The sequence below is a fragment of the Rhodoferax sp. PAMC 29310 genome (assembly GCF_017948265.1).
Taxonomy (GTDB): Bacteria; Pseudomonadota; Gammaproteobacteria; order Burkholderiales; family Burkholderiaceae_C; genus Rhodoferax.
Genome location: NZ_CP072852.1, coordinates 4,435,677 through 4,458,831, shown reverse-complemented (window position 1 = coordinate 4,458,831; position 23,155 = coordinate 4,435,677). Strand labels below are relative to the sequence as shown.

The 23,155-nt window shown below is 60.7% G+C and carries 19 protein-coding genes; 12 read left to right on the top strand and 7 right to left on the bottom strand.

The features are described from left to right. Positions 1-99: 99 nt before the first annotated feature. Positions 100-258, bottom strand: coding sequence for a DUF3309 domain-containing protein (locus tag J8G15_RS20700; RefSeq protein WP_210544815.1), 159 nt, complete (start codon positions 256-258; stop codon positions 100-102). Positions 259-640: 382 nt separating this feature from the next. Continuing rightward, positions 641-937 (bottom strand): hypothetical protein, encoded by a 297-nt coding sequence (locus J8G15_RS20695; RefSeq protein ID WP_210544813.1) that lies wholly within the window; start codon positions 935-937, stop codon positions 641-643. A 362-nt stretch (positions 938-1,299) separates the two neighbouring features. Between J8G15_RS20695 and J8G15_RS20690 the strand changes: the two genes are divergently transcribed. From J8G15_RS20690 to J8G15_RS20675, 4 genes are all read left to right on the top strand, one after another. Beyond that, positions 1,300-1,920, top strand: coding sequence for a hypothetical protein (locus J8G15_RS20690; RefSeq protein WP_210544812.1), 621 nt, complete (start codon positions 1,300-1,302; stop codon positions 1,918-1,920). Between the two features lie 58 nt (positions 1,921-1,978). Then, complete coding sequence (locus tag J8G15_RS20685) at positions 1,979-2,143, top strand: DUF1328 domain-containing protein (protein WP_210544810.1); 165 nt, start codon at positions 1,979-1,981, stop codon at positions 2,141-2,143. Between the two features lie 41 nt (positions 2,144-2,184). Further along, complete coding sequence (locus tag J8G15_RS20680) at positions 2,185-2,412, top strand: hypothetical protein (protein WP_210544808.1); 228 nt, start codon at positions 2,185-2,187, stop codon at positions 2,410-2,412. A 185-nt stretch (positions 2,413-2,597) separates the two neighbouring features. After that, complete coding sequence (locus J8G15_RS20675) at positions 2,598-3,998, top strand: phosphatidylserine/phosphatidylglycerophosphate/cardiolipin synthase family protein (protein WP_210544806.1); 1,401 nt, start codon at positions 2,598-2,600, stop codon at positions 3,996-3,998. A gap of 263 nt (positions 3,999-4,261) precedes the next feature. On the opposite strand, the gene J8G15_RS20670 is transcribed toward J8G15_RS20675, so the two are convergent. Continuing rightward, positions 4,262-5,035: a Crp/Fnr family transcriptional regulator gene (locus J8G15_RS20670; RefSeq protein ID WP_210544803.1), complete on the bottom strand. Its 774-nt coding sequence runs from the start codon at positions 5,033-5,035 to the stop codon at positions 4,262-4,264. Continuing rightward, a complete protein-coding gene (locus J8G15_RS20665; protein WP_210544802.1) occupies positions 5,032-5,640 on the bottom strand; it encodes a hypothetical protein in 609 nt (202 codons plus the stop codon). Before J8G15_RS20665 ends, J8G15_RS20670 begins: the two co-directional genes overlap by 4 nt. A gap of 708 nt (positions 5,641-6,348) precedes the next feature. Here J8G15_RS20665 and J8G15_RS20660 point away from each other — a divergent pair. From J8G15_RS20660 to J8G15_RS20645, 4 genes are all read left to right on the top strand, one after another. Continuing rightward, entirely contained in the window at positions 6,349-7,050 is a 702-nt protein-coding gene (locus J8G15_RS20660) for a VIT family protein (protein ID WP_210544800.1), read from the top strand. 17 nt (positions 7,051-7,067) lie between these two features. Then, the gene (locus tag J8G15_RS20655; RefSeq protein ID WP_210544798.1) at positions 7,068-7,973 is read left to right on the top strand and encodes a DnaJ C-terminal domain-containing protein; all 906 of its coding nucleotides are present in this window, start codon (positions 7,068-7,070) and stop codon (positions 7,971-7,973) included. Continuing rightward, on the top strand, positions 7,970-8,314 hold the full coding sequence (locus J8G15_RS20650; protein WP_210544796.1) for a chaperone modulator CbpM: 345 nt from the start codon (positions 7,970-7,972) through the stop codon (positions 8,312-8,314). Before J8G15_RS20655 ends, J8G15_RS20650 begins: the two co-directional genes overlap by 4 nt. Before the next feature lie 403 nt (positions 8,315-8,717). Further along, positions 8,718-9,401: a TVP38/TMEM64 family protein gene (locus tag J8G15_RS20645; protein WP_210544794.1), complete on the top strand. Its 684-nt coding sequence runs from the start codon at positions 8,718-8,720 to the stop codon at positions 9,399-9,401. 590 nt (positions 9,402-9,991) lie between these two features. On the opposite strand, the gene J8G15_RS20640 is transcribed toward J8G15_RS20645, so the two are convergent. After that, positions 9,992-13,624, bottom strand: coding sequence for a PAS domain S-box protein (locus J8G15_RS20640; protein ID WP_240538392.1), 3,633 nt, complete (start codon positions 13,622-13,624; stop codon positions 9,992-9,994). Between the two features lie 329 nt (positions 13,625-13,953). Continuing rightward, positions 13,954-16,839, bottom strand: coding sequence for a cation-translocating P-type ATPase (locus J8G15_RS20630; RefSeq protein ID WP_210544792.1), 2,886 nt, complete (start codon positions 16,837-16,839; stop codon positions 13,954-13,956). 516 nt (positions 16,840-17,355) lie between these two features. On the opposite strand from J8G15_RS20630, the gene J8G15_RS20625 reads away from it, so the two are divergent. From J8G15_RS20625 to hflC, 3 genes are all read left to right on the top strand, one after another. Then, on the top strand, positions 17,356-17,625 hold the full coding sequence (locus J8G15_RS20625) for an SPFH domain-containing protein (protein WP_210544790.1): 270 nt from the start codon (positions 17,356-17,358) through the stop codon (positions 17,623-17,625). A gap of 150 nt (positions 17,626-17,775) precedes the next feature. After that, entirely contained in the window at positions 17,776-18,387 is a 612-nt protein-coding gene (hflK, locus tag J8G15_RS20620) for an FtsH protease activity modulator HflK (protein ID WP_210544789.1), read from the top strand. Further along, positions 18,384-19,388, top strand: a complete 1,005-nt coding sequence (hflC, locus tag J8G15_RS20615; protein ID WP_210544787.1) for a protease modulator HflC — start codon at positions 18,384-18,386, stop codon at positions 19,386-19,388. Before hflK ends, hflC begins: the two co-directional genes overlap by 4 nt. Positions 19,389-19,437: 49 nt before the next feature. Here hflC and J8G15_RS20610 read toward each other — a convergent pair whose 3' ends face one another. Then, positions 19,438-20,277, bottom strand: coding sequence for a PRC-barrel domain-containing protein (locus J8G15_RS20610; protein ID WP_210544785.1), 840 nt, complete (start codon positions 20,275-20,277; stop codon positions 19,438-19,440). Between the two features lie 319 nt (positions 20,278-20,596). On the opposite strand from J8G15_RS20610, the gene J8G15_RS20605 reads away from it, so the two are divergent. Continuing rightward, positions 20,597-22,993: a membrane-bound PQQ-dependent dehydrogenase, glucose/quinate/shikimate family gene (locus J8G15_RS20605; protein WP_210544783.1), complete on the top strand. Its 2,397-nt coding sequence runs from the start codon at positions 20,597-20,599 to the stop codon at positions 22,991-22,993. Positions 22,994-23,155 lie beyond the last annotated feature (162 nt).

Here is a 23,155-nt window from a genome sequence, read left to right as displayed (position 1 = left end):
GACGCACATTGCGGATCGAAAGATCAGAGTTTCTGATGGCGTTGTGCCAATCAATCGCCCCAACAATGACACTAACCGGCCCAACGAGCGCCCTCATACCTAGACTCGACCTACCAACAGCAGAATCAGCACAATAGTGGCGATCAAACCCAGCCCGCCACTGGGGCTGTAGCCCCAAGACCGACTATGTGGCCACGTGGGGAAAACGCCCACCAACATCAGTATCAGAAAAACCAGAAGAATGGTTCCCAGGCTCATGTCAGTCTCCTCAAATCGTTGAAATTTGCAAGCAGCGTCCATTTGAAAACGGGCTTTCGCTTGTGATTGCAGCTTAGGGTTAGGAGGCACCTAGGTCTGTTCGCTGGCGCACCCTCAGGTGGCTTGCCGTCAAGCTGTGCCGGCTTCCCCTGTCTCGGCACCCATGCCACCTTGGCAGCGTGACTGCATGGGGCCCACTCAGCGGGGCATTCGCCCAGCTGCTGCACTTTGGCCTGTCAGTAAAATTCGTGTAAATTTGGCCACTCAGCCTTGATTTCTAGTTTTGGACTTGGCCCCGCTACAGTTTCAGCCTTGTTATGGTTCACGGTCCTGAACTTTGGGCACCGTATGACACCGACCACAGCGCGTAATCTATCCAGAACTACCTGATCGGCTGACCCCAGGCGATTTGCAGCAACTCTTCAATCCGAGTTTCGATGAGCGGAAGTGGGCGCCAAGCATTGCGCGGGCAACGCATAGCCAAGACCATGAACTGGCTTGCCTGGGCTAAGCCGCAAACCGTTCTTCTCGAACCGCATTGACCGACATGAGCCAGAGTTGAATGCAGCCGTGCTTTGTTGTACCAGTGCAGCCACGCGATAGTTTCATCTTTGGCCCGGCGCAGTGCCTTGCATTGGCTTTGCAGGAAGGCAATGCACGAATCGATGGAATTGATCAAGAACTCATAGGTGGCGCGACCAATGGCTTACTCACGGCGGTTCTGCTCGCGCCGAACATCTGCCTCCAGACCGTCCAAACGCATCAACATTACGTTGAAGTCCTGCAATTGAACAGCTACAGGATGCCACGACCGTGACGGGGAGATCTGAATTGAACCACTTAGCAAGGGATACGTTTTTAAGGAGAAAGGCCACATTTGGAAAGGCCGCTACTACCCCTCCTTCAGCGAAAGACGGGATGTTCCACCATCGATATTTTTCGAACTGTGTGCCAGCGAACAGACCCGCCGCTGATCAAACCTTACTGTCTGGACTCCCAAGCCTTTGCTGCTTGCGAAATTCTTAACACTGAGGAATCTCCATGGTGAAATCCCTCAACTTGCGCAGTGGCGTGGCAATGGTCGCTTGCCTGCTGTTTGGCGCCAGCGCGATGGCGCAAACGATGTCATCTGGCGATATCAGTGCCAGCAAGACCCGCATCAAAACAGAATACAAGGCTGACAAGAAAGCCTGCGCTTCTCAGGCCAGCAACGCCAAGGACATCTGCGTGGCCCAGGCCAAGGGCAAGGAGGCCGTCGCTTTGGCCGAGTTGGACAACAGCTACAAGCCAACTTTGAAAACCCAGTACAAGGTGAGTGTGGCCAAGGGTGAAGCCACCTATGACGTGGCTAAACAAAAATGCGATGACTTGGCCGGTAACCCCAAGGATGTTTGCATCAAAGAGGCCAAGGCCGGCCTGACTTCGGCCAAGGCCGATGCCACTGTGGCAATGAAAACATCGCAGACCAACCAGGTGGCCAGTGAGAAGAAGTCAGATGCCAACGTCAAGGCCAACACTGAGAACAAGGAGGTTCGCGCCGATGCCGCCGCTGACAAGCGTGCCGCACAACTCAAGGTGGCCGAGGAGAAGTGTGATGCGCTCTCCTCTACCGCCAAAGACAACTGTCTGGCGGCCGCCAAAGCCCATTTCGGCAAGCGTTAAAACGAGCTGACCGGCGCAAGTCGGTCAGTCTGCCCCTTAACCTATCAGGAGACCTCTCATGTTGCATTACGCCGTTGTTTTCTTCGTCATCGCCCTGGTCGCGGCTCTGTTTGGCTTTGGTGGCATTGCCGCAGGCGCCGTGGGCATCGCCAAGGTCCTGTTCTTTGTCTTCCTCGTGCTCGCTGTTGCCAGCTTCGTCTTCGGGTCGATGAAAGGGCGTTAAGCCCGATCGATCTCCCCCTTCCCTACTTCCAAGGATTCCCTATGTCACTCATCTCTGATACCGATAAATCCAGCCATTTGATCGAACAAGCTTCGCGTTCTGCCGATCAAGCCATCCGCGCCACCCAGCATGCCGCCTCGGGCGCGGTGGACAGCGCACGCGACACCTCCAACCAAATGCGCGTCAAGGCCGAACTCGCCTCAGACACCATGGTCGCAGCGCTCGCGGACAAGGTCAGGCAGGTGACTCGCTCCCGGGACCGCGGATAGCCGTTCGACAAATGACCCTTGATGCCCCCAGCGCTCCGACCATGACAGTGGCGTGCACAGGAATGCCTGAGGCATGGTAAAAAACCATGTTCTTTCCCGGACAGAGCAAGGTCGATGCGCCAGCGCACTGAAGTTGATCCGGCAGGCCGTTACGCTGACTCAACTTCTTTTATTGCTTCAAAACCATGTCGCAACTCTTCAACCAACGTCCTCAAGGTGTGGTCCTGCTGGCCCTCGTCGTCTTCAGCACCGCTGGGTGTGCAAGCTTGCCCGACACCGAGCCCATTCTGGCGCGCCACACCGCCCAGGCCGCCCGGTTTGAAACGGCCCGCGGCCCTGTGTCTACCCGGCAAAGTGCCGCCATCGTGGCCGCACTCAAACGCCAGTCTGGCGACCTGGACATTCTGGACAAGCAAATCGCGCTGGAGCAATCCATCAACGCGAGCTCACTGGTGCTGGGCAACAAAGTCACCCTTCTGATAGACGGGCCGGCCACGCACGCGGCCATGCTGGCCGCCATTTCCAGCGCCAAGGACCATATCAACATGGAGTCCTACATCATTGAGGACGACGCGATGGGCCAGGAATTTACGCAGGCGCTTCTCAAGCAGCAAGGGCGTGGCGTTCAGGTGAACCTGATTTATGACAGCGTGGGCAGCCTGAACACACCCAAGTTGTTCTTTGACCAGCTGACACAGGCCGGCGTGGCGGTGCTGGAGTTCAACCCGGTCAACCCGTTGTCATCGCGCGACGGGTCATGGTTAATCAACAACCGCGACCACCGCAAGTTGTTGATCGTAGATGGCCGCACGGCGTTCCTGGGTGGCATCAACATCAGCAACGTGTATTCGTCAGGTTCGATCATTCACTCATCCCGCAAAGCCAACGCGAGCGATGGTGCTTGGCGCGACACCCACCTGCAGATCCACGGCCCGGTGGTGGCTGACTTCCAGAAACTCTTCATGCAGACTTGGGCCAAACAACATGGACAGGCGCTCAGGGTCAAAAACTACACTCCCTTGCTTGCTCCCGTGGGAAAAGACATCGTGCGTGCCATTGGCGGCACGCCGGACGACCCCTTCAGTCTGGTTTATCTGACGCTGATCTCGGCCATTGGCAACGCCGAGAAACAGGTTTTCCTCACCAACGCCTACTTTGTGCCCGACCCGCAATTGCTGCAGTCGCTCATCAAAGCCGCCGCCCGCGGGGTCGATGTGCGACTGATCCTGCCCAGCTACAGCGACTCGTCTTTGGTGTTTCATGCCGGCCGTGCGCAATACGCTCGCCTGCTGGCCAGCGGGATGAAAATCTTTGAGCGCCAGGGTGCCCTGCTGCACGCCAAAACAGGCATGGTCGACGGCGTTTGGTCCACCGTGGGCTCCAGCAACCTGGATTGGCGCAGTTTCATGGACAACGACGAGGTCAACGCGGTGATTCTGGGGCGGGATTTCGCCAACCAGATGGCCGCCATGTTTGCCCTGGACCAGGCAGCGTCGCTGCCTATTGACCCTCAAACCTGGGCAGACCGGCCGATACAGTTCAAACTCAAGGAATGGTTGGCCCGTCTGTGGGAACGCTGGCTGTAGCGCCAACTTCGCGCCACAGCTGGGATTTTTCCCCCATCACTACCGGCGGCAACTCGACCAAGGCGCCTCATTCGCCGGGCATGCCGCTTTCGAATGGATCAACAACGCCCTTTTATAGCTCAGATTTTGGTTTCTACAACGTATTGCAACAAAAAACATAGTCAATGACGGGCTACTGGACGCCCACGCTGACGGCTGCGACACCGCGCAGGCCTTGTTGCACAGGCGATGACCAGCACCATCAACACATGCCGCCTCGAAATTCATTGAAGGGGTGGTTTCGACACCAAGCTGCATTGAACAAATGCCGACAGCGCGTCAATATCGGGAATGAGCACATTCCGGCGCCCCTTCTCTGTGAATCCAATCACCTTGGCACGGGCCAATTTGGACATCACACGACTCACCGTTTCCAGCGTCATGCCGAGATAGTTGCCAATTTCGGCACGCGTCATGCGCAAGGTGACTTGGTCGCTGCGGAGCCCGCATTCTGCGAGTGACTCGGCGAGGTAGCGCAGGAATTCCGCGACGCGCACTTCCGCTGGCATGGAGCATACCGACATCAGTACGCCACGGTCGTGCGCGATCTCGCGGCTCATGGCCTCGTGCAGCAACGTGAGCAGTGCAGGCGTGCCAACGCAGGCGTCCAGCAGTGCGTCGCACCTGAAGGTCCAGATTTCACCGGTGTCCATCGCGATCGCATCGCACGAGTACTGCCCAGTAGCAATGCCGTCGAAACCGAGCCAATCACCCCGAAACTTAAGTCCTACCACCTGCTCACGCCCATCTCCTGACAGACCCACTATTTTTATGAAGCCGGCATTGAGCAAATGCAAGTTGCCGAAGCGCTCGCTTGCTTGGTAAATCACGTCCCCAGCATGCACAACATGGCGCCGCGGTGTTAGCGCTTCTCTCAATAGTTTCAGCATGTCTGCCACATCGAGATTTTTGCTGCGCTTAACGCCAAGTCGAGGGGTGGGCAACGCACGTTGGCTAGCGAGTGCGGAAACGAAGGTCGGACTGGCCGTCATGTTCATGTTGCGCTCCAGGTTGTTTGGCGGAATTCGTCGACAACCACCCTGGGCAGGCCTGCACAACACAACTCCAACCGCGCAGCCGCCTCCAGCACCTGCGGCAAGCGCGAACTCAGGCATTCGATGGGGCTGTGGTTCTCCAACCAGGCATTTGGCCTTACAAACCAGCTTGCAATCACCCACCCATCGAATCCGCGTCCCAGCTGAGCGGTAATACGCTGCGGCCCAAGCGCCACCTTCGGTCCGGGCATGTCGAACTGGAACAGCGGTATCCATACATCGTCGTGCCAATGAAAACCAAACAGTGCCCCCTCGTCAACGAGTTTCCCGACAACACTTTCTCGCCCCTCATATTCGACGTGCCCGCCCGCTGTCAAACCAAGCAGGCGTGAAAGGCCTCCGTAGGGCCGATAAGCGTCCAACATGGCGATAAAGGCGCGGTCCTGAGACGAGGGGTTGCCCGACTCAAGCCCTGATTTTCCAAGCACGGGAAACCAACCGCCAGCGCCAACACGGGGTGCTTTTGTGCCGCGTGTAAACGCGGCCGGAGTCATGCTGCGGGCAAGACAAGTGATTTCTTTTGGCGCTGGATCGGTGTTTGGGTTCATGACGGTTCTCCTGCCACCGATCATCTGATGACCGATGTGCGTTGGTCTGTTCGCCAGCGCACGTAACAGCCAGGGCCATTCACCCCGCAACGCGACAAAATAGGGGAGTCGCAGGAACGGCAGCACGCACAGTCGAGCAATCAGCCGATGAAAAGAATTTTCACGCTGTTTCGAAAAGTACGCCGACCAAGGCGAAAACATACAAAGAATGGTCATCACCGTGTCACAAAATAGCTTGTACTCGTCTCCTGCGTGCGGCACCGCACAGACCAGATGACATTCAAACCACACACTAGGTTTATGTCCCTGACATTGAAGTAATCCCATGAAGACTGACAGTCCACAGCGGCACGACGCAATCGAAGAGCCTAGCTGGATCAGGCCATTGGGTGAAGGCGGCTGGGGCTTTCAACGACAAGCAGTCAACAGAACAGCCTGTTGCCGGATGGGTGTCAACGTTGGCGCTAACCAGATCACCTTGAAACCGGTGATGTCAATGAGCATGGTCAAAACCGATATTGATTCCATCCTGACTCCAACCTCTGCATCAAAAGGCCCATTGATCACTGACGAGACTCATCAAAATCGACCAGTGTGGACGGATAGCGCACGGCGATGCGGTGAAGACAGAAAAAGCGCGCACCATTCTGCAATGCGCCAATGCCAGGACGACAGCCTGAGCGGAGCCCAGGCGACCCAGTTTGCACCATGAGATCGTCCCGAAACCACAAGGAACACCACCGCACGGATCGTGTGGGTTGGCTACGCGCTGCCGTGCTTGGCGCCAATGATGGCATTGTTTCTACCGCTAGTTTGTTGATGGGCGTGGCTGCAGCCAGTGTCAGCCACAGTGGCCTCTTAATGATCGGTGTGGCCGGGCAGGTGGCGGGAGCCATGTCCATGGCCGCTGGCGAATATGTGTCGGTCCATTCCCAGGAAGACACCGAAAACTCGGATTTGGTGCGCGAGCGCGCCGAGTTTTTGGCCAATCCCGCTGCCGAGGCGAAGGAATTGACAGCCATTTATGTCACTCGCGGTCTTGATCTTGGGCTGGCGCAACAGGTGGCTGAACAGCTGATGAAACACGATGCTTTGGGCGCGCATGCACGTGACGAACTCGGCATCACCCAGGCTCTGAGTGCGCAGCCTGTTCAAGCTGCGCTGGTCTCCGCCGCCAGCTTCGCAATCGGTGCGGCGCTACCACTCGGCGCAGCTGCATTGATGCCTGCGTCGATTCTTTTTGTCGGACTGGCCGTCCTGTCGCTGACATTTTTGGCCCTATTGGGCGCCATTGTCGCCTGGACTGGCGGCACCCCCGTGGCCATCAGCATGTGGCGAGTCACGCTGTGGGGTGCCATGGCCATGGCAATCACCGCGGGTGTCGGTTCGCTCTTCGGCACCGCTACTTGAACTGAGAGCAACATGCTATGAAATACAAAGACTATTATGAAACACTGGGCGTGTCGCGCGACGCCGATCTGGATCAGATCAAGAAGGCCTACCGAAAACTGGCACGCACTTACCACCCGGACATGTCGAAAGCTCCGGATGCCGAAGGCCGCTTCAAAGAAGTGGCAGAAGCCTACGCCACACTGAAAGACACCGCCAAGCGCGCGGCTTACGACGAGCTGGGGCACCCTCCGGCAGGCGCTGAATTTGCGCCACCTCCACAGTGGCGGCAGGACTTCTCTGCGGACGGGTCCGCCTTTGATGACCTTGACTTGGCGGATTTACTGGCGTCATTGGGTCGCGGGCAACGGGGAGCCGCGTCAGCGTCGATGCCACGAAAAGGTCGCGACTATGAAAGCGCGGTCACCATCACCTTGACGGATGCCCGTCGCGGTTCGACCATGAATTTGACCCTGGCAGATGCCGCCGGAGAGCGAACGCTGGAGGTCACCATTCCGCCAGGCGTGCGACAGGATCAGAAGCTGCGCCTGCGTGGCAAAGGCGGCAAAGGCCACAACGGTGCACCAGACGGTGATATTTACTTGCACATTGCGTTGGCACCCCACGCCGTGTTTCGTCCGGACGGTCTGGATCTGTACTTTGACCTGGCGCTGGCCCCTTGGGAGGCCGCTTTGGGCGCAGAGGTAGAAGTCCCCACGCTGGCTGGCCCAGTCTTGCTCACCGTCCCCGCGGGAACGCGCTCGGGCCAAAAACTGCGCTTGCGTGGGCGCGGATTGGCCGAAGGCAGCAGCGATATCTACGCCATTATTCACATCGAGGTACCCACCACACTGACTGATCCAGAACGCGCTCTGTATCTGGAGCTGGCCCGCATCTCACATTTCAACCCGCGCAAGGTCGCGCCCAAGGAGAACCCACGATGACCCAAGAACAAGTCGAATGGCGCTGGCTCGACACCCGGGAAACAATTACCTTGGCAGAGTTGTCAGACTGCTGTGGCATGAGCGAGGCTGAACTCGATGAACTGGTTGACTATTGCGCGCTGGTGCCGGTAGCGCCGAGCAACCAGCAACGTGCTTTCAGTGCGAACTGGGTTGTACCTTTGCGTACCGCTTCCAAAATGCGTGCTGATTTTGATCTGGACATTTTTACCGTCGCCATTTTGCTAGGCAACCTGAACCGCATTGAGGAACTGGAACGCCAGGTGCGCTCGCTTCAGGCTTTGCTCCCTCCTGACCTGCGCTCCAGCATGGGAATCCAATAGTCATTGTTCACCACCCGTGAACCAGCAAAGCCGTTTGTGTATGGCCACCACTACCAGCGTCAGGACGGGCCTTGAATTTTTTATAGTGGCCGCCCTATCGGTCTCGCGACGTAGCCGACGCTCCAATCTCAATCTTTATTTGCGCCATTGTTGGTTTGAATTCAGCCGTATCCGGAAATGGCGTGATAGTTGAATTTCCCGGCCAAGGCGCCGACCTATAGTGCTGTGACTTAACAATGACTGGCCCTGACCGAAACGTTGGCTTTCCGACGCAAAAACCCAAACCCTGCACTGCCAGGTGGTGGACACACTGTGCGACCCTTGTACGGTCGGCAAAGAAGCCAGCTATGTCCTACCCTGTCAGACAAGGTCTTGACCCCCGAGCCACTACACGAAGCATGACATGAAGGTTAGATCGAAGCTTTTCTTAGGCGCTCTCTTGTTGGGTCTGCTTGCCTGCGTGTATTGGTTGATGCATGAGAGCGGCACGCTGATGACGATCCTGGATCCCAATGCACTCCATGCGCGGGTCATCCAAATGGGCGCGTGGGGGCCGGCCGCGATCATCGGGCTGATGATGCTGGCAATATTGATCAGTCCGATCCCGAGCGCGCCCATTGCCTTGGCTGCCGGCGCCGCCTATGGACACGGCTGGGGCACCCTGTATGTTTTGCTGGGTGCCGAAGCCGGCGCTGTGGCGGCGTTCGCCATCAGCCGTTTTGTCGGCTTTGATACCGTGCACCGGTGGTTTGGCAACCGCCTGTCTGTTGGCTTGGTCGGTTCCCAGAGCGCACTGATGGGCATTGTTTTTGTCAGCCGGATCCTGCCGTTCATTTCGTTTGACATCGTCAGCTATGCCGCTGGAATCACGGTGTTGACGTTCTGGCGCTTCGCCATTGCGACCCTCGCAGGCATCGCACCGACGAGCTTTTTGCTGGCCCACTTTGGCAGCGAGATCGGGACTGGACAAACCAACAAGGTCTTGTTTTCAGTGCTGGCGCTGGGCGGCCTGACCTTGATCCCGGTCGGGGTGAAACTGTATCGAGGTTGGCGTGCCAGGCGGCGTCTCGACAGCAAGGAAAATTAGCTTCGTCCATTGAGACGATGCACACATCCAAGTCCGAGCCGTGCCGTGAACCTGCTTCACGGTGGCCAGGGCGCGACAAACACCGCAGTTTTCTTGGCGCGGTCACTTCTGGTCGTCATGACCTCGCTGACTGAGGTTGCGGTGTCAGGCCGCCGTCACGGCCCCGTCTTGGCTTGTCCGCCAGTCACCTTCCCGCTGATTCGGCCGACGCGACTGTCGCGCCCCCCTGCGCGGTGGGCTCGTAAAACATGTCCCTTGTCCCATCCTGACGGGATCGAGATGCGGGGTCACGACCTCGGGCTCCGCGCGGGTGGCCAGACGAGAAGGTACTTCTGGCTCGGGCCGTGGTGATGGGAGCGCAGCGTTGTCTGCATTGGTGGTCAGAAACGTTGAACTGGGAGGCAAGGAACGGATGAGACGGGGTGCTAATTCAGCGGTTCAGGCCATTGTCGTATGCCCATTGGTGGCGCGCCCTTCGCGGCGCCAACGCCTCGCTAGCCGATGAATCTTCTGACCGAGTGATCATCGGTTTGCCGCCTGATTGCCCACGATAGGAATGAAGCCGGCGAAGATACTCCGTTCCGCCGGCTTCATTCTGTTTTTTCTGCTGGCGTGGCGTGCGCGAGCGCTGCGTCCAGCGTGTCCATGAATTCGTTCAACTTGATGGGTTTTGTCATATAGCGGAAAAACCCCGCCTGCAAACCCTTCTCTATGTCGTGCGGCATGGCGTTGGCACTGAGCGCCACCACCGGAATGTGTGCGGTCATGGGGTCCTCGGCCAAGATGCGCAGGGCAGTGATCCCAGTCATGCCCGGCAGGTTGATGTCCATCAGGATCACGTCGGGTTGTTGGGCGCGTGCCATCTCGACACCACGCTGGCCGTCAGCCGTGCTGAGCATGCGAATGTCTGTGCGGCGCTCGAGCAGCCGCTGCACTAACAACAGGTTGGCCGGGTTATCCTCGACACAGAGCAACGTTTTTCGGACGGCACAAGTCACCGTGCTGTGAGCTGGTACCAAATGGGTATCGGTTAAATCAATGTCCGACTGTGGCGCGTGGCTGGAATCGAGTTCAAACCAAAACACACTGCCCACGCCCACGTTGCTATCCACGCCGATGCGCCCGCCCATGAGATCCACTAAGCGTTTGCTCGTCACCAGGCCGATCCCCGTGCCCTCTTGAGTTCCCCCCTCCTGCCCAAGGCGGTTGAAAGGCTGGAATAACTGTGACAGCTTGTCGGCAGAGAGGCCTTCACCCGTGTCTTGCACGCTGACGCGCGTGCGCCCCGATGCGCCCACATCGCAACGCACGTTCATCTGGCCCTGAATCCGGTTGTACTTAATCGCGTTGGACAGAAGATTCAACAGCACCTGCATGACGCGTGTCCGGTCTGCCATCACCACCCACGCAGCACTCTCGGGCGCCGGAAAGTGGACTTGAATGCCACTTTTTTGCGCCTCCGGGTTGATCATGGCCTGACAGTCCACCAGTACTTCCGCCAGCGAAATCGGCTCGAGTGACAAGGACATCTTGCCCGATTCGATCCGCGCAAGGTCAAGAATCTCGTTGATCAACTCCAGTAGATACCAGCCAGCCTGCAGAATCTGCTTGAGGCTGTCCGCTTGTGCCGCAGTGGGTGGCGGCGTGCCGGATTCGATGAGTTGCGCAAAGCCCAGGATGGCGTTCAGCGGCGAGCGCAGCTCGTGGCTCATCGACGACAGGAAGTCTGATTTGGCCAGGTTGGCCTCGTCGGCCTCGACCTTGGCCTTTTTCAGCTCCAGCAGACTGTCTTGAAGCACCTCGGTGAGGCGCATGCGCTCGGCCTCGGCCAGCTTGTGTTTGGTGACATCGCGCGCAGCAGCGAACACGCCAAGCACGTTGCCCTGTACATCTTTGTAAACAGAGGCGTTGTAGAGCACGTCAGTCAGGCGACCGTTCTGGTGCCGAATAGTAAGCGGGTAGTCGGTGACCGAGCCATTCAAGAACGCCTCCTGGTAGCCTTCACGCGCTTTCTCGGGCTCGGTGAAGTAGTCGGAGAAAACAGCCCCGATGAGCTTGTCCCTCGGCACACCCGTCACTCTGACCGAACCCTCGTTGACGTCGGTGATCTTTCCTTGCGGGCTGATGGTCACGAGCGGGTCAAGCGACGCCTCGATCAGACTGCGCGCGTACTGCGAGGCTTGCTTCTGTTGGGTTACGTCGCGAATCGAGCTGGAGATCAGGACACCCGCCTCCGTTTCAAGGGGGCTGAAGCTGACCTCGATGGGGAACTCGGAGCCGTCCTTTCGCCGCCCGTAGAGCTCCAGGCCGGCACCCATTCCTCGAGATTTTGGCTCCTCAATGAAACCGTCGCGATGCTTTAGGTGTTTGGTGCGGAAGCGCGATGGCATGAGAAGCTCGAGTTTCTGCCCCAGCATTTCATGGCGCTCATAGCCAAAGAGGCTCTCTGTTTTGGCGTTGACCAGCACCATTTCCCCCGTGGAGTCCACGACGACCACGCCGTCAGGAGCTGACTCCACGAAACCACGAAACTTGGCCTCTGTTTTTTTCTGGTCCGTCACGTCGCGTGCTGCAGCGAAGACGCATAGCACATTCCCTTGCACATCTTTGTAGATAGAGGCGTTGTAGAGCACGTCGGTCAGGCGCCCATCACCGCGCCGAATGGTGAGCGGGAAGTCCGTGACCGAACCTTTCAAGAAGGCCTCGCGGTAGCCTTGACGCGCCTTTTCTGGCTCAGTGAAGTAGTCTGAGAAGTCCGTGCCGATCAGTTTCTCGCGCGACACGCCGGTCACTTTGACGGAGCCCTCATTGACGTCGGTTATTTTTCCAGCCGGGCTAATGGTCACGAGCGGGTCGAGCGAGGCCTCAATGAGACTGCGCGCGTACTGGCCTGCCGAGCGTAACTTGCCGTCGGCCAACTGGCGCGCGGCATTGTCGGTTCCGATAAGCAGGTAGCCGATGATGGCGTCCTGCGCATCGCGCAGGGCTGTCACCGAGACGACCGCCGGAAAGCGGCTGCCATCCTTGCGGATGTAGGTCAGCTCGTAGATGTCCTCGATGCCGCGCGAGGCCTTGAAGACCAGCGCCTCGAATCCGGGCGAGATCGGGATGTCGAGTTCGGCACTGAGTTGCCTGGCGCGTTCGATCAGTTCCAGGGAGTCGGAAATATCGGCCGGGGTAATTTTATTCACCACGTCGGCAGCAGCGTAGCCCAGCATGCGCTCGGCGCCAACGTTGAAGATCTGGATCACGCCCCGAGCGTCAGTCGCAACGCTGGAGAAGTTGGCGCTTTCGAAGATTGCGCGCTGAAGCGTGCCGGCCTTGAGCAAGGCCGCTTCGGCCAATTTGCGCGCCGTAACGTTGCGGAAAACGATAGAGACGTTGCGCTGGGCGTCTTCACCAAATCGATGAGCGCTCACTTCGTACCACCGATTTAACGCCTTGGCTTCGTTTTCAAAATGTGCTGGCTCGCCCGTCAGGGCGACCTTGCCGTAAATCTCAAACCAATGCTCCTCAAGCGTTGGCACAAGCTCTCGCATCCGCTTTCCCTTTGCGTCTATCAAGCCGGTTTGCGCCTCAAACGCCTTGTTGGTTTCCAAAAAACGATAGTCGATTGCCTTGTCGTCCCCATCAAACATCACTTCGATGATGCAAAAGCCCTCAAACATTGTGTTGAAGATCGTGGAATAGCGCTCTTCAGTCTTGCGAATAGCCTCTTCGACCTGCTTGCGGGCGGTGTTGTCGGTGCCGATCAGCAGGTAGCCGATGATCATGTTGCTGGCATCTCGCAGGGCTGTGACCGAAACAACGGCCGGGAAGCGGCTGCCATCCTTGCGAATGTAGGTCAGCTCGTAGATGTCCTCGATGCCGCGCCGCGCCTTGAACACCATGGCATCGAAGCCCGGCGCAACGGGCGTGATCAGCTCGGCGCTCAACACCTTGGCCCGCAGCAGAAGCTCCTCGGGGTCGGAGATATCTGCCGGTGTGATGCGATTCACCACTTCCGCGGCGGTATAACCCAGCATTCGCTCGGCGCCAACGTTGAAGATCTGGATCACGCCATGCTCGTCGGTGGCAATGCTGGAGAAGTTGGCGCTGTTGAGGATCGCGGTTTGCAGTGCACCCGCCTTGAGCAGCGACTTCCGACGCTGGTCTTCGGTCAAATCTTGGTCACGATCGGAGGGGATGGCAGCGTCAGCAGGCTTGTCAGCTCGGGTTTTCATGTAGGTTTTATGGGTTCGACGAGGAGGATCGGGGCCTAGGAAGGGACAAAGTCGCACAGGGTTGGGTCGGGCACACGCGCTCACATGCCCGCGCAACATCGTGCCGTCACGGGTTGGCGTCGGTGCTCCTGCGCATACAGGCCACTGTAGCGGCCAATTCAGGACAAGTCCAACACATCCTGATGCCCGTCACCGATGCAGATAGGTCGCCGTTCGTCGACGGGGGACCGCACAACCGGTCGGACCCTAAAGACCGCCGCCGCCCAGCGGTAGCCCGTCGCGCAGGGCCTGCAAGGCGCTAGCCCACGGCTGGCGAGCCCTCCATTCGCTCACTGCCCAAGAGGTGAAAGCCAGCGCCGCCGCAACAGCTTTCGCCCTTCGCTGAACCAGAGAATCCCGCTGGCCATCACCACACACAAGCCCCATTGGGCCGCCGAGAGCGCCACGGTGCCAAAGGCGAGGTTGAGGAAAGGCAGGTGCACGACCGCCACTTGCAGCGCCGCCGACAGCGCCACCGCGACCCACAGCCAGCGGTTCGAGAACGCGGCCCGGAAGGCGGATGCGGACTCCGAGCGCGCGTTGAAGCAATTGAACAACTGCGTCAGCACCAGCACAGTGAAGGCAGCTGTACGCGCCAGTTCCAAGCTGTGCGGTCCAGGGCCCAGCCAGGCATCAACCGGCTCAATCAGCCCGCCGGGCAGAAACAGATCCAGCGTGAGCAAAGTCAGCGCCGCCATCACGATGCCGCCCTCAAGCACACCCAGCCCCAAGCGGGCGTCGATGATGCGCTGGCTGCGCGTGCGGGGTTTGCGCGCCATGACGTCGTCGGCGATCGGGTCCACGCCCATGGCCAGCGCGGGCCCGGTGTCGGTGACCAGGTTGATCCACAGGATCTGGGTAGCCAGCAGCGGCAACGCCAGCGTGCCACCCGAACCAGTGGCGGTGGCTTTCAGTCCAATGACACCTGCCCCCACCACGCCGACAAACACCGTCAGCACCTCGGCCAAATTGGACGACAGCAGGTAGCGCAAGAATTTGCGGATGTTGTCCAGCACGCCTCGCCCTTCGCGCACCGCCAGCACGATGGTGGCGAAATGGTCGTCGGCCAGGATCATGCGGGCCGCTTCCTTGGTCACCTCGGTGCCCGCCACGCCCATCGCCACGCCGATGTCGGCGGCCTTCAGCGCCGGGGCATCGTTGACGCCGTCGCCCGTCATGGCCACCACGTTGCCGCTGGCCTGCAGCGCTTGCACGATGCCCAGCTTGTGCTTGGGCGCCACGCGGGCGAACACCGATGTCTTTTGCACTGCGGCGGCGAAGGCGGCTTCGTCCAGCTTGTCGAGATCAATGCCCGTGAGCACCGGCGCACCGCTGTCGACGATGCCCAGATCGGCCGCAATGCGCACCGCCGTACGCGGGTGGTCGCCGGTGATCATCACCACGCGGATGCCGGCCTGGCCCGCCTCCTCAATGGCAACGGCGGCTTCCTTGCGAGGCGGGTCGATGATGCCCACGGTGCCGAGGTATTCCAGGTCCCGCTCCAGCGTGGCCGCCTCTTGCGCATCGGCCGGAATTTGCGCGTCGGAGGCCAGCGTGCGGCGCGCCACGGCCAATGTGCGCAGAGCGTCATCGGTCATCGAAGCCACGTCGGCCGATACCTGCTTGTGCAAAGCGGCATCGAGCGCCACCGTGGCTCTGCCGCGACGGGCCTGGGTGCAGTGCGTCACCAGCACATCGGGCGCACCCTTGGTGAAGAGCACGTGCGCGTCGCCTTCGGCATGGTCCACCACCAGCACCGACATCATCTTGCGCTGGGAGGTGAAGGGGATCTCGCCGATGCGCTCGAAGCGTTCTTTGCGCTCGGGCGCGGCTGCGCTGCCCAGCTTGTGTTCGGCCACCAAAAAGGCGGCTTCGGTCGGGTCGCCCTGGATAACCCATATACCGGCGTCGTCTTGTTGAAGTTGGGCATTACCGGCCAAGCTGCCGCCTCTCAGCACAGCTTGCAGTTCCTCGTGCAAGGGGCCTTCGGCCAGCGCGGCTCCGGCCTGCTCGGCACGCCCTTCGGGGGCGTAACCCACGCCGGTGATGTCGATGCGCCCTGAGGCTGTCATCACCCGCTGCACCGTCATCTCGCCGCGCGTCAGCGTGCCGGTCTTGTCCGACGCAATGACGGAGGCCGACCCCAGAGTTTCGACCGAGGCCAGCTTCTTGACGATGGCATGATGGCGCGCCATGCGGCGTACCCCCATCGCCAGCACCACCGACAAGATCGCCGGCAGGCCCTCGGGCACGGCAGCCACGGCCAGCGACACGCCCAGCAGCAGCACCGTGACGACGTCGGACACGCCATGGATGTCCGAGATGAACAGGATCGTGGCCACTACGGCACCGGCGACACCCAAGGCAGCGATGCCTAGCACCTTGCCCAGATGCGCGATCTCGACTTGCAGCGGTGTTGGCGCGTCGGGCGTGCTCTCCAGCAGTATGGCGATGCCACCCATCTCGGTCTGCATGCCGGTGGCGGTGACGACGGCATGGCCGGTGCCCTGCGCGACTGCCGTCCCCTTGAACACCATGTTCAGGCGGTCGCCGAGCGCCACAGGCCCGGGCAGCAGCGCGGCATCCTTCAGCACCGCCTCACTTTCGCCGGTGAGCGGCGCCTCCAGCAGCTTCAACGCGACGGCCTGCGTCAATCGCGCATCGGCGCCCACGGCATCGCCCTCGGCGAGCACCAATACATCGCCCCTGACGAGTTCGGCGCTGGGCACACGGGCCACTGCGCCATCGCGCAACATGGCCGAGGTGGCGGTGGTCATCTTCGCCAGTGCCGCCACCGCCTGCGCCGCCTTGGCTTCCTGAAGCCAGCCTAGCACGGCGTTCAGCACGATCACAAACAGTATGACGATGGCGTCCAGCGGCCAGCCCGCCGCGCCTGGCTGGCCCCGCCCCTCGAACCACCACGCGGCCAAGGCAACGAGCGCCGCCGCCGCCAGCAGGTAAACCAATGGATCTTGCACCTGCGCCAACGCGCGGCGCCAGACGGGCACGGGGGGCGCCGCGCGCAGTTCGTTCGGGCCGTCCGAGCGCAGACGGGTCACAGCATTTTCTGCACTGAGACCGTGGTGCAGATCGGTGCCGAGCGCCAGCGCCAGATCGGCGATATCGATCAGTGACGGATCGTCCACCGGCTCGGTACGCGATTCGGGATCAGGCATCGGTGCGGTTGGCGACGGCCCTTTCCGGCTGGCCCGAGGGCGGCAATGCCGGGTCGGACCAGTGCGCCTGTGTAAGAGTGTCAGGCGTCAAGTTGACAGTCACGGTTCGTTTCACCTCCAGTAAGTTCTTCGTTTGACGAAGCAGCAACGGCGCCGGGCGCGTTGCCAAGGTCCGTGAATCCAAGTGTGCGCGTTTGGCGCCGGCCGTCTGTGCGCCAGCGCACAGACGGCCGGCGCTTGACGGCACAGACTGACAAGTCAGCTCCGGCCTAGATCTTGCGGCTTCGCCGCCTAGCCTTGCAACAGACACAAAGGACTCCCCTCATGAACCACACAATCCATGCATCGCGATCCCGCGCTATGGCAGCAATGGCTCCATTAACGCGGATTCCGAGGAGTAATGCACTCATGCCTCGCCTAGTGAACATCGGCTCTCAACGTGAAGGATCGATCACATGAACACCCCTATCGAAATGAAGCCGGCGCTGGGGCGCACTGGCACAGAGGACCCGAAGCATGCCAATCAATGACCCTGAATACGTCGTCGAAGAGTTTCGCAAACGCGCTGACGCGATCGGCAGTCGACCAATTGTCGCAGCCATTGCTGGCGCGGTGCTGCTCTTTTTCCTTTGGTCAACCTGGTTCACCGTGCAGCCCGAAGAGACGGGCGTCATCCAGCGTTTTGGCGCGGTCAACCGCACGGTGGGTCCGGGCCTGCACTTCAAACTGCCGGATGGCATCGAACGCGTCCGACGGGTACCTACGGAGCGCGTCCTGAAGGAATAGTTCGGCTTTGCCACGACCTCCACCGTAGGTGGCGAAAGAACACAGTACGCGCCCGACAAGAAGCCCTTCAAGGAGGTCTCGCTGATGCTGACGGGCGATCTGAACGTGATCGATGTCCAATGGATCGTGCAGTAGCGCATCGAGGACCCGGTGCGCTACCTGTACCAAGTTCGGGAGTCACGGCAAACCATCCGCGACGTCGCCGAGGCCGTCATGCGACGGGTCGTCGGCAACCGGCTGGGCAGCGACGTGCTGACAGTCGGCCGCGTGGCCGTCTCCACCGAGGTCAAGGTGGAGATGCAGAAGATCCTCAGTGCCTACGAGACCGGTGTTCGGCTGGTCACGGTAGAGCTACAGGACGTGACGCCGCCGGACACCGTCAAGCCCGCCTTCAATGAGGTGAACGAGGCACGGCAGGACCGCGAGCGCACGATCAACCAGGCGCAGGAGCAGGCCAACCGCGAGATCCCCAAGGCGCGCGGCGAGGCCACGCGCACCGTCACCGAGGCCGAAGGCTACGCCGTCGAGCGGGTCAACCGTGCCAACGGAGAAGCTACGCGATTCACGGCGATCCTGGCACAGTACCTGCTCGCTCCGGAAGTCACGCGTCGGCGCCTGTATCTGGAGTCGATGGGGGACATCCTGCCTCAGGCCAAGGCGCTGTACATCGTCGACAGTGATCAGAAGTCGCTGCTGCCGCTGCTGCGCTTTGACTCGCCACAACTGCCTGCGCAATCCAGGACGGCAGGAGGACAACCATGAAAAACATACTGAAGGTCGGTGGGGGCCTAGCGGCGCTCGCACTCGGGGTAGCCGTACTTGGCAGCTTTTACACGCTCGAGGAAGGTGAACAGGCGGTGATCGTGCAGTTCGGCCGTCCCGTGGGCGCGCCGGTCACCGAGGCCGGGTTGCACGTCAAGTTGCCGTTCGTGCAGGACGTGCGGCGATTCGAGAAGCGCATTCTCATCTGGGACGGCGACCCCAACCAAATTCCGACCAAAGGACGCGAGTTCATCTGGGTCGATACGATGGCACGCTGGCGCATCGCGGATGCCAAGAAATTCCTTGAAAGCATGGCGACAGAGGCCGGCGCCACCTCGCGCCTGAACGACATCATCGACTCCGTGGTGCGTGACCAGGTGTCGGGCAGCGAACTCGTGGAGCTGGTGCGAAGCGCCTCTTGGGTGATTCCCAAGGATGCGCTTCTGGAGGAAGTGCCCGCCGAGGTGCAAGCCGAGCTAAAGAAGGAAGTGGCGCGCGGACGTGAGGAGCTGACCCGCACCATTCTTGAGAAGGCGCGCGAGGTCGTTCCCCAATATGGGATCGAACTGGTGGATGTGCGCATCAAGCGCCTCGACTATGTCGAGAGCGTGCGCGAGAAGGTCTACGCGCGCATGATCTCCGAGCGCAAGCGCATCGCCGCCCGCTTCAGGTCCGAGGGTGAGGGCCAGAGTGCCGAGATTCTCGGGACGATGGAGAAGGAGCTGCGCCAGATCCGTTCCACTGCCTACCGGCGTGTTCAGGAGGTGCGCGGTAAGGCAGATGCAGAGGCGACGCGCGTGTACGGCGCGGCGTATGGCGCAGACGCCGAGTTCTATGCCTTCTCGCGCACCCTGGAAGCCTACAAGGAGGGGCAGAACAAAAACGCGACGGTGATCCTCACGACCGACAGCGACTATTACCGCTACCTGAAGCGGGCCGAAGCGTCGCCAATGGGGCGGTCAGCAGCGAATCGTAAAGCGCAGGTCGACCAAGGCCGGTGAGCGGCAGCGCGTGTCAGCCAGATCGGCGGCCGCGGCGATCTGCTGAGTGTCAGGCATCGGTCCGATCGAGGGCTCCTTTTTTCGGCTGGCGCGCTTCGTCAGCCCAGTAGCCCTTGCGCCCGTGGTGTTGAAACACGGCGATCTCCATCTCGCGCGTCAATGAGTTTGACGCGTCGTAGATGGGCGCTTGTTGAAGGGCCTCACGATTCAGGTCGACGACCACGGTCTGGTCCTCCCAGCTCACGCGCTTAATCCACTGCGGGGCCACCAGAACGTCATGGCCGAGCCACCAGTTGCTTGTGCTCACCACCAGGTATCGGATGGCCCAGCTTTCTTCGTCGACGAGCAGGCCCTTCACGTATCCGATCTCGCCGTCACTGGCTTCGATGTGGTACCCGTCCACTGCATTGCAGCTGCGCAGGTGAGGATCCTGGTCACGCTGGCGTGCCTCCGTTCTTGCCTGGGCGTTGTCCGCTTCTGCGCGGGCCGCAGTGGCAGATCCATAGCCGTCGTAACCGGGCAAGAGCATGTTCGGAGATCCGCCACGGCCCCACAAGCCCATGCCACCCCAGTAATACGGATAGCTGTAGTAGTCAAGATATTCAGTCTCGTGCTGTCGGGTGATCGGCATGTCGGTGTCGATTTCGGGGCTGTTCTTGACTTGCTCACGGGTCAGCGTAACCGGCAACAACTTGGCATCCCAATCGGGCTTGCCGGCGGCAATGGGCGAGATCAATACCTTGCGGCTGGACAGCCACGAGCCGGCGTCGACGACGAGGTAACGAATCACCCAGGCCTCGTCATCGAAGTAGAAATCCTTCACGTCGCCGATGGTGCCATCGGTGGCGCCAATGGCGAGATCCTGCAGGTCTTTGGTTTGGCGAATCATGGTGTTCTCACTTTCAAATGTTTAGAACGCAGCGCGCTCAACAAGGACAGGAGCAGCGGATGCACAGTAGGGTGCATCTCCCGCAGCACTTTGTCCAAGGGTACGGGGGTGCAAATGGGCGCGTCTGTGCGGTAACGAACAGACCTTCTCGGATTGATCAGTCAAAGTTCAACGGCGAGGAACTTCGAACCGCTCGAACCGCAGTCTGCGCTGCTCACCACGCCTTGCTCGTGGCAGCCAGCACTGTTTCAAACACAGGTCCGGCGAGCCGATTCCATCGCCGGTTTTTCTGGCCTCGCCCAACAAGGAGAACCCCAAAATGGTATTGACATTGATCACCGCATGGATCCTCATCCTCCTCGGCGCCGCCCTTGGTGCCGGGGGGCTCTGGCTGGCAGCGCTGGGTGGTAGCTGGGCGTATGGCGTCGCCGGCATGGCCTTGGCGGTGTGCGGCGCCTTGCTGGTTCGCCGTCGCCGCATGGCACTAGGGGTGTATGCCACGCTGCTGGTAGCGATGGCAGTCTGGTCGCTGTGGGAGGTGGGGCTCGATCGCTGGGCGCTGATTCCCCGGGGTGCGCTGCTCGCCGTCGTCGGCTTGTGGCTGCTGGCCCCCTGGATCGACCGGACACTGGGCGAAGCAGGCGTTGTGGGGCGGGCTGAGCGATCGTCATGGCGCGGTCCACGCGGCTGGCTGGCAGGGGCCATGCTGTTGGTGGTTTCCCTGACGGCGATTTCGATCACGCGCGACCCCTTCGATGTCGCGGGCAGCTTGCCAGAGTCGCCTGTCGCAGCGGTTGCGGCGCAAGGTCGCGCGGATGCCCCTCGCGTCGCGGGCGACGACTGGCCGGCCTATGGCGGCACTGGGCAAGGCCAGCGCTACTCGTCGCTGGCCGACATCACGCCCGACACCGTGAGCCGATTGGATCTGGCGTGGACTTTCCACACCGGCGAGACGCCGCGACCGAGCGACCCGGTTGAACGCACTTTTGAGGTCACGCCGTTGAAGGTTGGCGATCTGCTTTACTTGTGCAGCGTTCGGCAACACGCCATTGCCCTGGACGCCGCCACCGGGCAGGAGCGCTGGCGCTTCGACCCGCACATTGAAGTGGGCCACAGCAGCCAGCATCTGACGTGCCGCGGCGTGGCCTACTTCGATAGCTCCGGCGGGGCATCGCAAGCGCCTGCCAGCGCGCCGGCCGCAGCTCAGCTGCCAACTTGTACCCGTCGCATCTTCTTGCCCACCATCGACGCGCGTCTGTTTGCGCTGGACGCGCTGACCGGCAAGCCCTGTCTCGAATTTGGTGACAAAGGCGTGGTCGACCTCAACACGGGTATGCCGAACCTGCGTGCTGGTTCCTACATGCAGACCTCGCCACCCGTGGTGGCCGGCGGCGTGGTGATTGTCGGTGGCGCAATCAACGACAACGCGTCCGTGCTCAACCCGTCCGGTGTGATACGGGCGTTCGATGCGCACAGCGGGAAGTTGGTTTGGAACTTCGATCCAGGCCGACCAAACAATACCGAGCCGCTGTTGCCGGGCCAGACCTATACCGCTGGTGCGCCGAACAACTGGGCACCGTCCAGCGTCGATGCGCAGCTCGGGCTGGTCTACATCGGGCTGGGCAACCGCTCGCCCGACCAACTGGGCGCGGGCCGCAGTCCGGAGGTCGAACGCTTCTCCAGTGCCCTCATCGCGCTCGACGTGGCGACCGGGAAGCTGCGCTGGCTGTTCCAAACGGTGCACCACGACCTTTGGGACCGTGATGTGCCGTCGCAGCCGTCATTGATTGACTTGACGATTGACGGCAAGCTGGTGCCCGCAGTGGTCCAGCCCACCAAACAAGGCGACCTGTATGTGCTGGACCGCCGCAACGGCAAGCCAATTCTGCCGGTGCGCGAGTTGTCGGCCCCCGCCAGCACGGTGCCCGGCGAGTTCGCGGCGCCGACACAACCCCATTCGTCGCTGAGCTTCATGCCAGCCGCCCTGAGCGGGAAGGACATGTGGGGCGCCACACCGCTGGACCAGCTCATCTGCCGCATCGAGTTGCGCAGAATGGAGTATGACGGGCCCTACACGCCACCATCGACACAGCGCACGCTGGTGTATCCGGGCAATCTGGGGGTCTTCAACTGGGGCGGCGTGGCGGTCGATCCGGTGCGCCAGATCATGGTCGGCACACCGGCGTTCCTGGCCTTCACGTTCCAGTTGATTCCACGCCCCAATGCCGTGACGAATGTCGTCAGCGCCGGTGCCAGCGAGCACTGGAACGAGAACCTCGGTGCGGCCTACGCGGTCAAGATCAGTCCGTTCCTGTCGCCCATCGGCCTGCCATGCCAAGCGCCGCCCTGGGGTGCGATCGCCGGGGTCGATCTTCGCAGCGGTCAGCGCGCGTGGATGCACCGCCACGGCACCGTGCGCGATCAGATGCCGAGCGTGCTCCCCATTCCTTTCCCGATGGGCGTGGCCAGCCTGGGCGGGCCCTTGATCACGGCCGGTGGTGTGGTGTTCTATAGCGGAACGCTGGACAATTACCTGCGCGCCTACGACGTGACGACGGGGCGCAAGCTCTGGCAAAGTCGGCTGCCCGCAGGCGGCCAGGCGACCCCCATGACCTACCGCATCGGTGGCAAACAAATGGTGGTCGTCGCAGCGGGCGGCCATGGCTCGTTCGGTACCACGACGGGCGATTCTGTCTTGGCTTACGAGTTGAAGTGAGATTTCATGACAACACGGCTCCCGCAATGCGGGGACCGGTTCGAGACAGCAACGTGCCCAAAGCACAACGAGGAGATTTTGATGAAGGCAATCTTGAAAAACACGGTCGTTACCAAGCAGGTCAATGACCGAGTGGCATTTTGGCGCGGCGCGCAGGAGGTG

What these genes read in the sequence shown, in the direction of transcription:
- J8G15_RS20700 (WP_210544815.1), bottom strand. Translation starts at nt 258, where the DNA reads ATGAGCCTGGGAACCATTCTTCTGGTTTTTCTGATACTGATGTTGGTG.
- hflC (WP_210544787.1), top strand. Translation starts at nt 18,384, where the DNA reads ATGAAAAACATACTGAAGGTCGGTGGGGGCCTAGCGGCGCTCGCACTC.
- J8G15_RS20675 (WP_210544806.1), top strand. Translation starts at nt 2,598, where the DNA reads ATGTCGCAACTCTTCAACCAACGTCCTCAAGGTGTGGTCCTGCTGGCC.
- J8G15_RS20670 (WP_210544803.1), bottom strand. Translation starts at nt 5,035, where the DNA reads ATGAACATGACGGCCAGTCCGACCTTCGTTTCCGCACTCGCTAGCCAA.
- J8G15_RS20690 (WP_210544812.1), top strand. Translation starts at nt 1,300, where the DNA reads ATGGTGAAATCCCTCAACTTGCGCAGTGGCGTGGCAATGGTCGCTTGC.
- J8G15_RS20665 (WP_210544802.1), bottom strand. Translation starts at nt 5,640, where the DNA reads ATGAACCCAAACACCGATCCAGCGCCAAAAGAAATCACTTGTCTTGCC.
- J8G15_RS20625 (WP_210544790.1), top strand. Translation starts at nt 17,356, where the DNA reads ATGCCAATCAATGACCCTGAATACGTCGTCGAAGAGTTTCGCAAACGC.
- J8G15_RS20610 (WP_210544785.1), bottom strand. Translation starts at nt 20,277, where the DNA reads ATGATTCGCCAAACCAAAGACCTGCAGGATCTCGCCATTGGCGCCACC.
- J8G15_RS20650 (WP_210544796.1), top strand. Translation starts at nt 7,970, where the DNA reads ATGACCCAAGAACAAGTCGAATGGCGCTGGCTCGACACCCGGGAAACA.
- J8G15_RS20630 (WP_210544792.1), bottom strand. Translation starts at nt 16,839, where the DNA reads ATGCCTGATCCCGAATCGCGTACCGAGCCGGTGGACGATCCGTCACTG.
- J8G15_RS20655 (WP_210544798.1), top strand. Translation starts at nt 7,068, where the DNA reads ATGAAATACAAAGACTATTATGAAACACTGGGCGTGTCGCGCGACGCC.
- J8G15_RS20660 (WP_210544800.1), top strand. Translation starts at nt 6,349, where the DNA reads ATGAGATCGTCCCGAAACCACAAGGAACACCACCGCACGGATCGTGTG.
- J8G15_RS20605 (WP_210544783.1), top strand. Translation starts at nt 20,597, where the DNA reads ATGGTATTGACATTGATCACCGCATGGATCCTCATCCTCCTCGGCGCC.
- J8G15_RS20640 (WP_240538392.1), bottom strand. Translation starts at nt 13,624, where the DNA reads ATGAAAACCCGAGCTGACAAGCCTGCTGACGCTGCCATCCCCTCCGAT.
- J8G15_RS20685 (WP_210544810.1), top strand. Translation starts at nt 1,979, where the DNA reads ATGTTGCATTACGCCGTTGTTTTCTTCGTCATCGCCCTGGTCGCGGCT.
- J8G15_RS20680 (WP_210544808.1), top strand. Translation starts at nt 2,185, where the DNA reads ATGTCACTCATCTCTGATACCGATAAATCCAGCCATTTGATCGAACAA.
- J8G15_RS20645 (WP_210544794.1), top strand. Translation starts at nt 8,718, where the DNA reads ATGAAGGTTAGATCGAAGCTTTTCTTAGGCGCTCTCTTGTTGGGTCTG.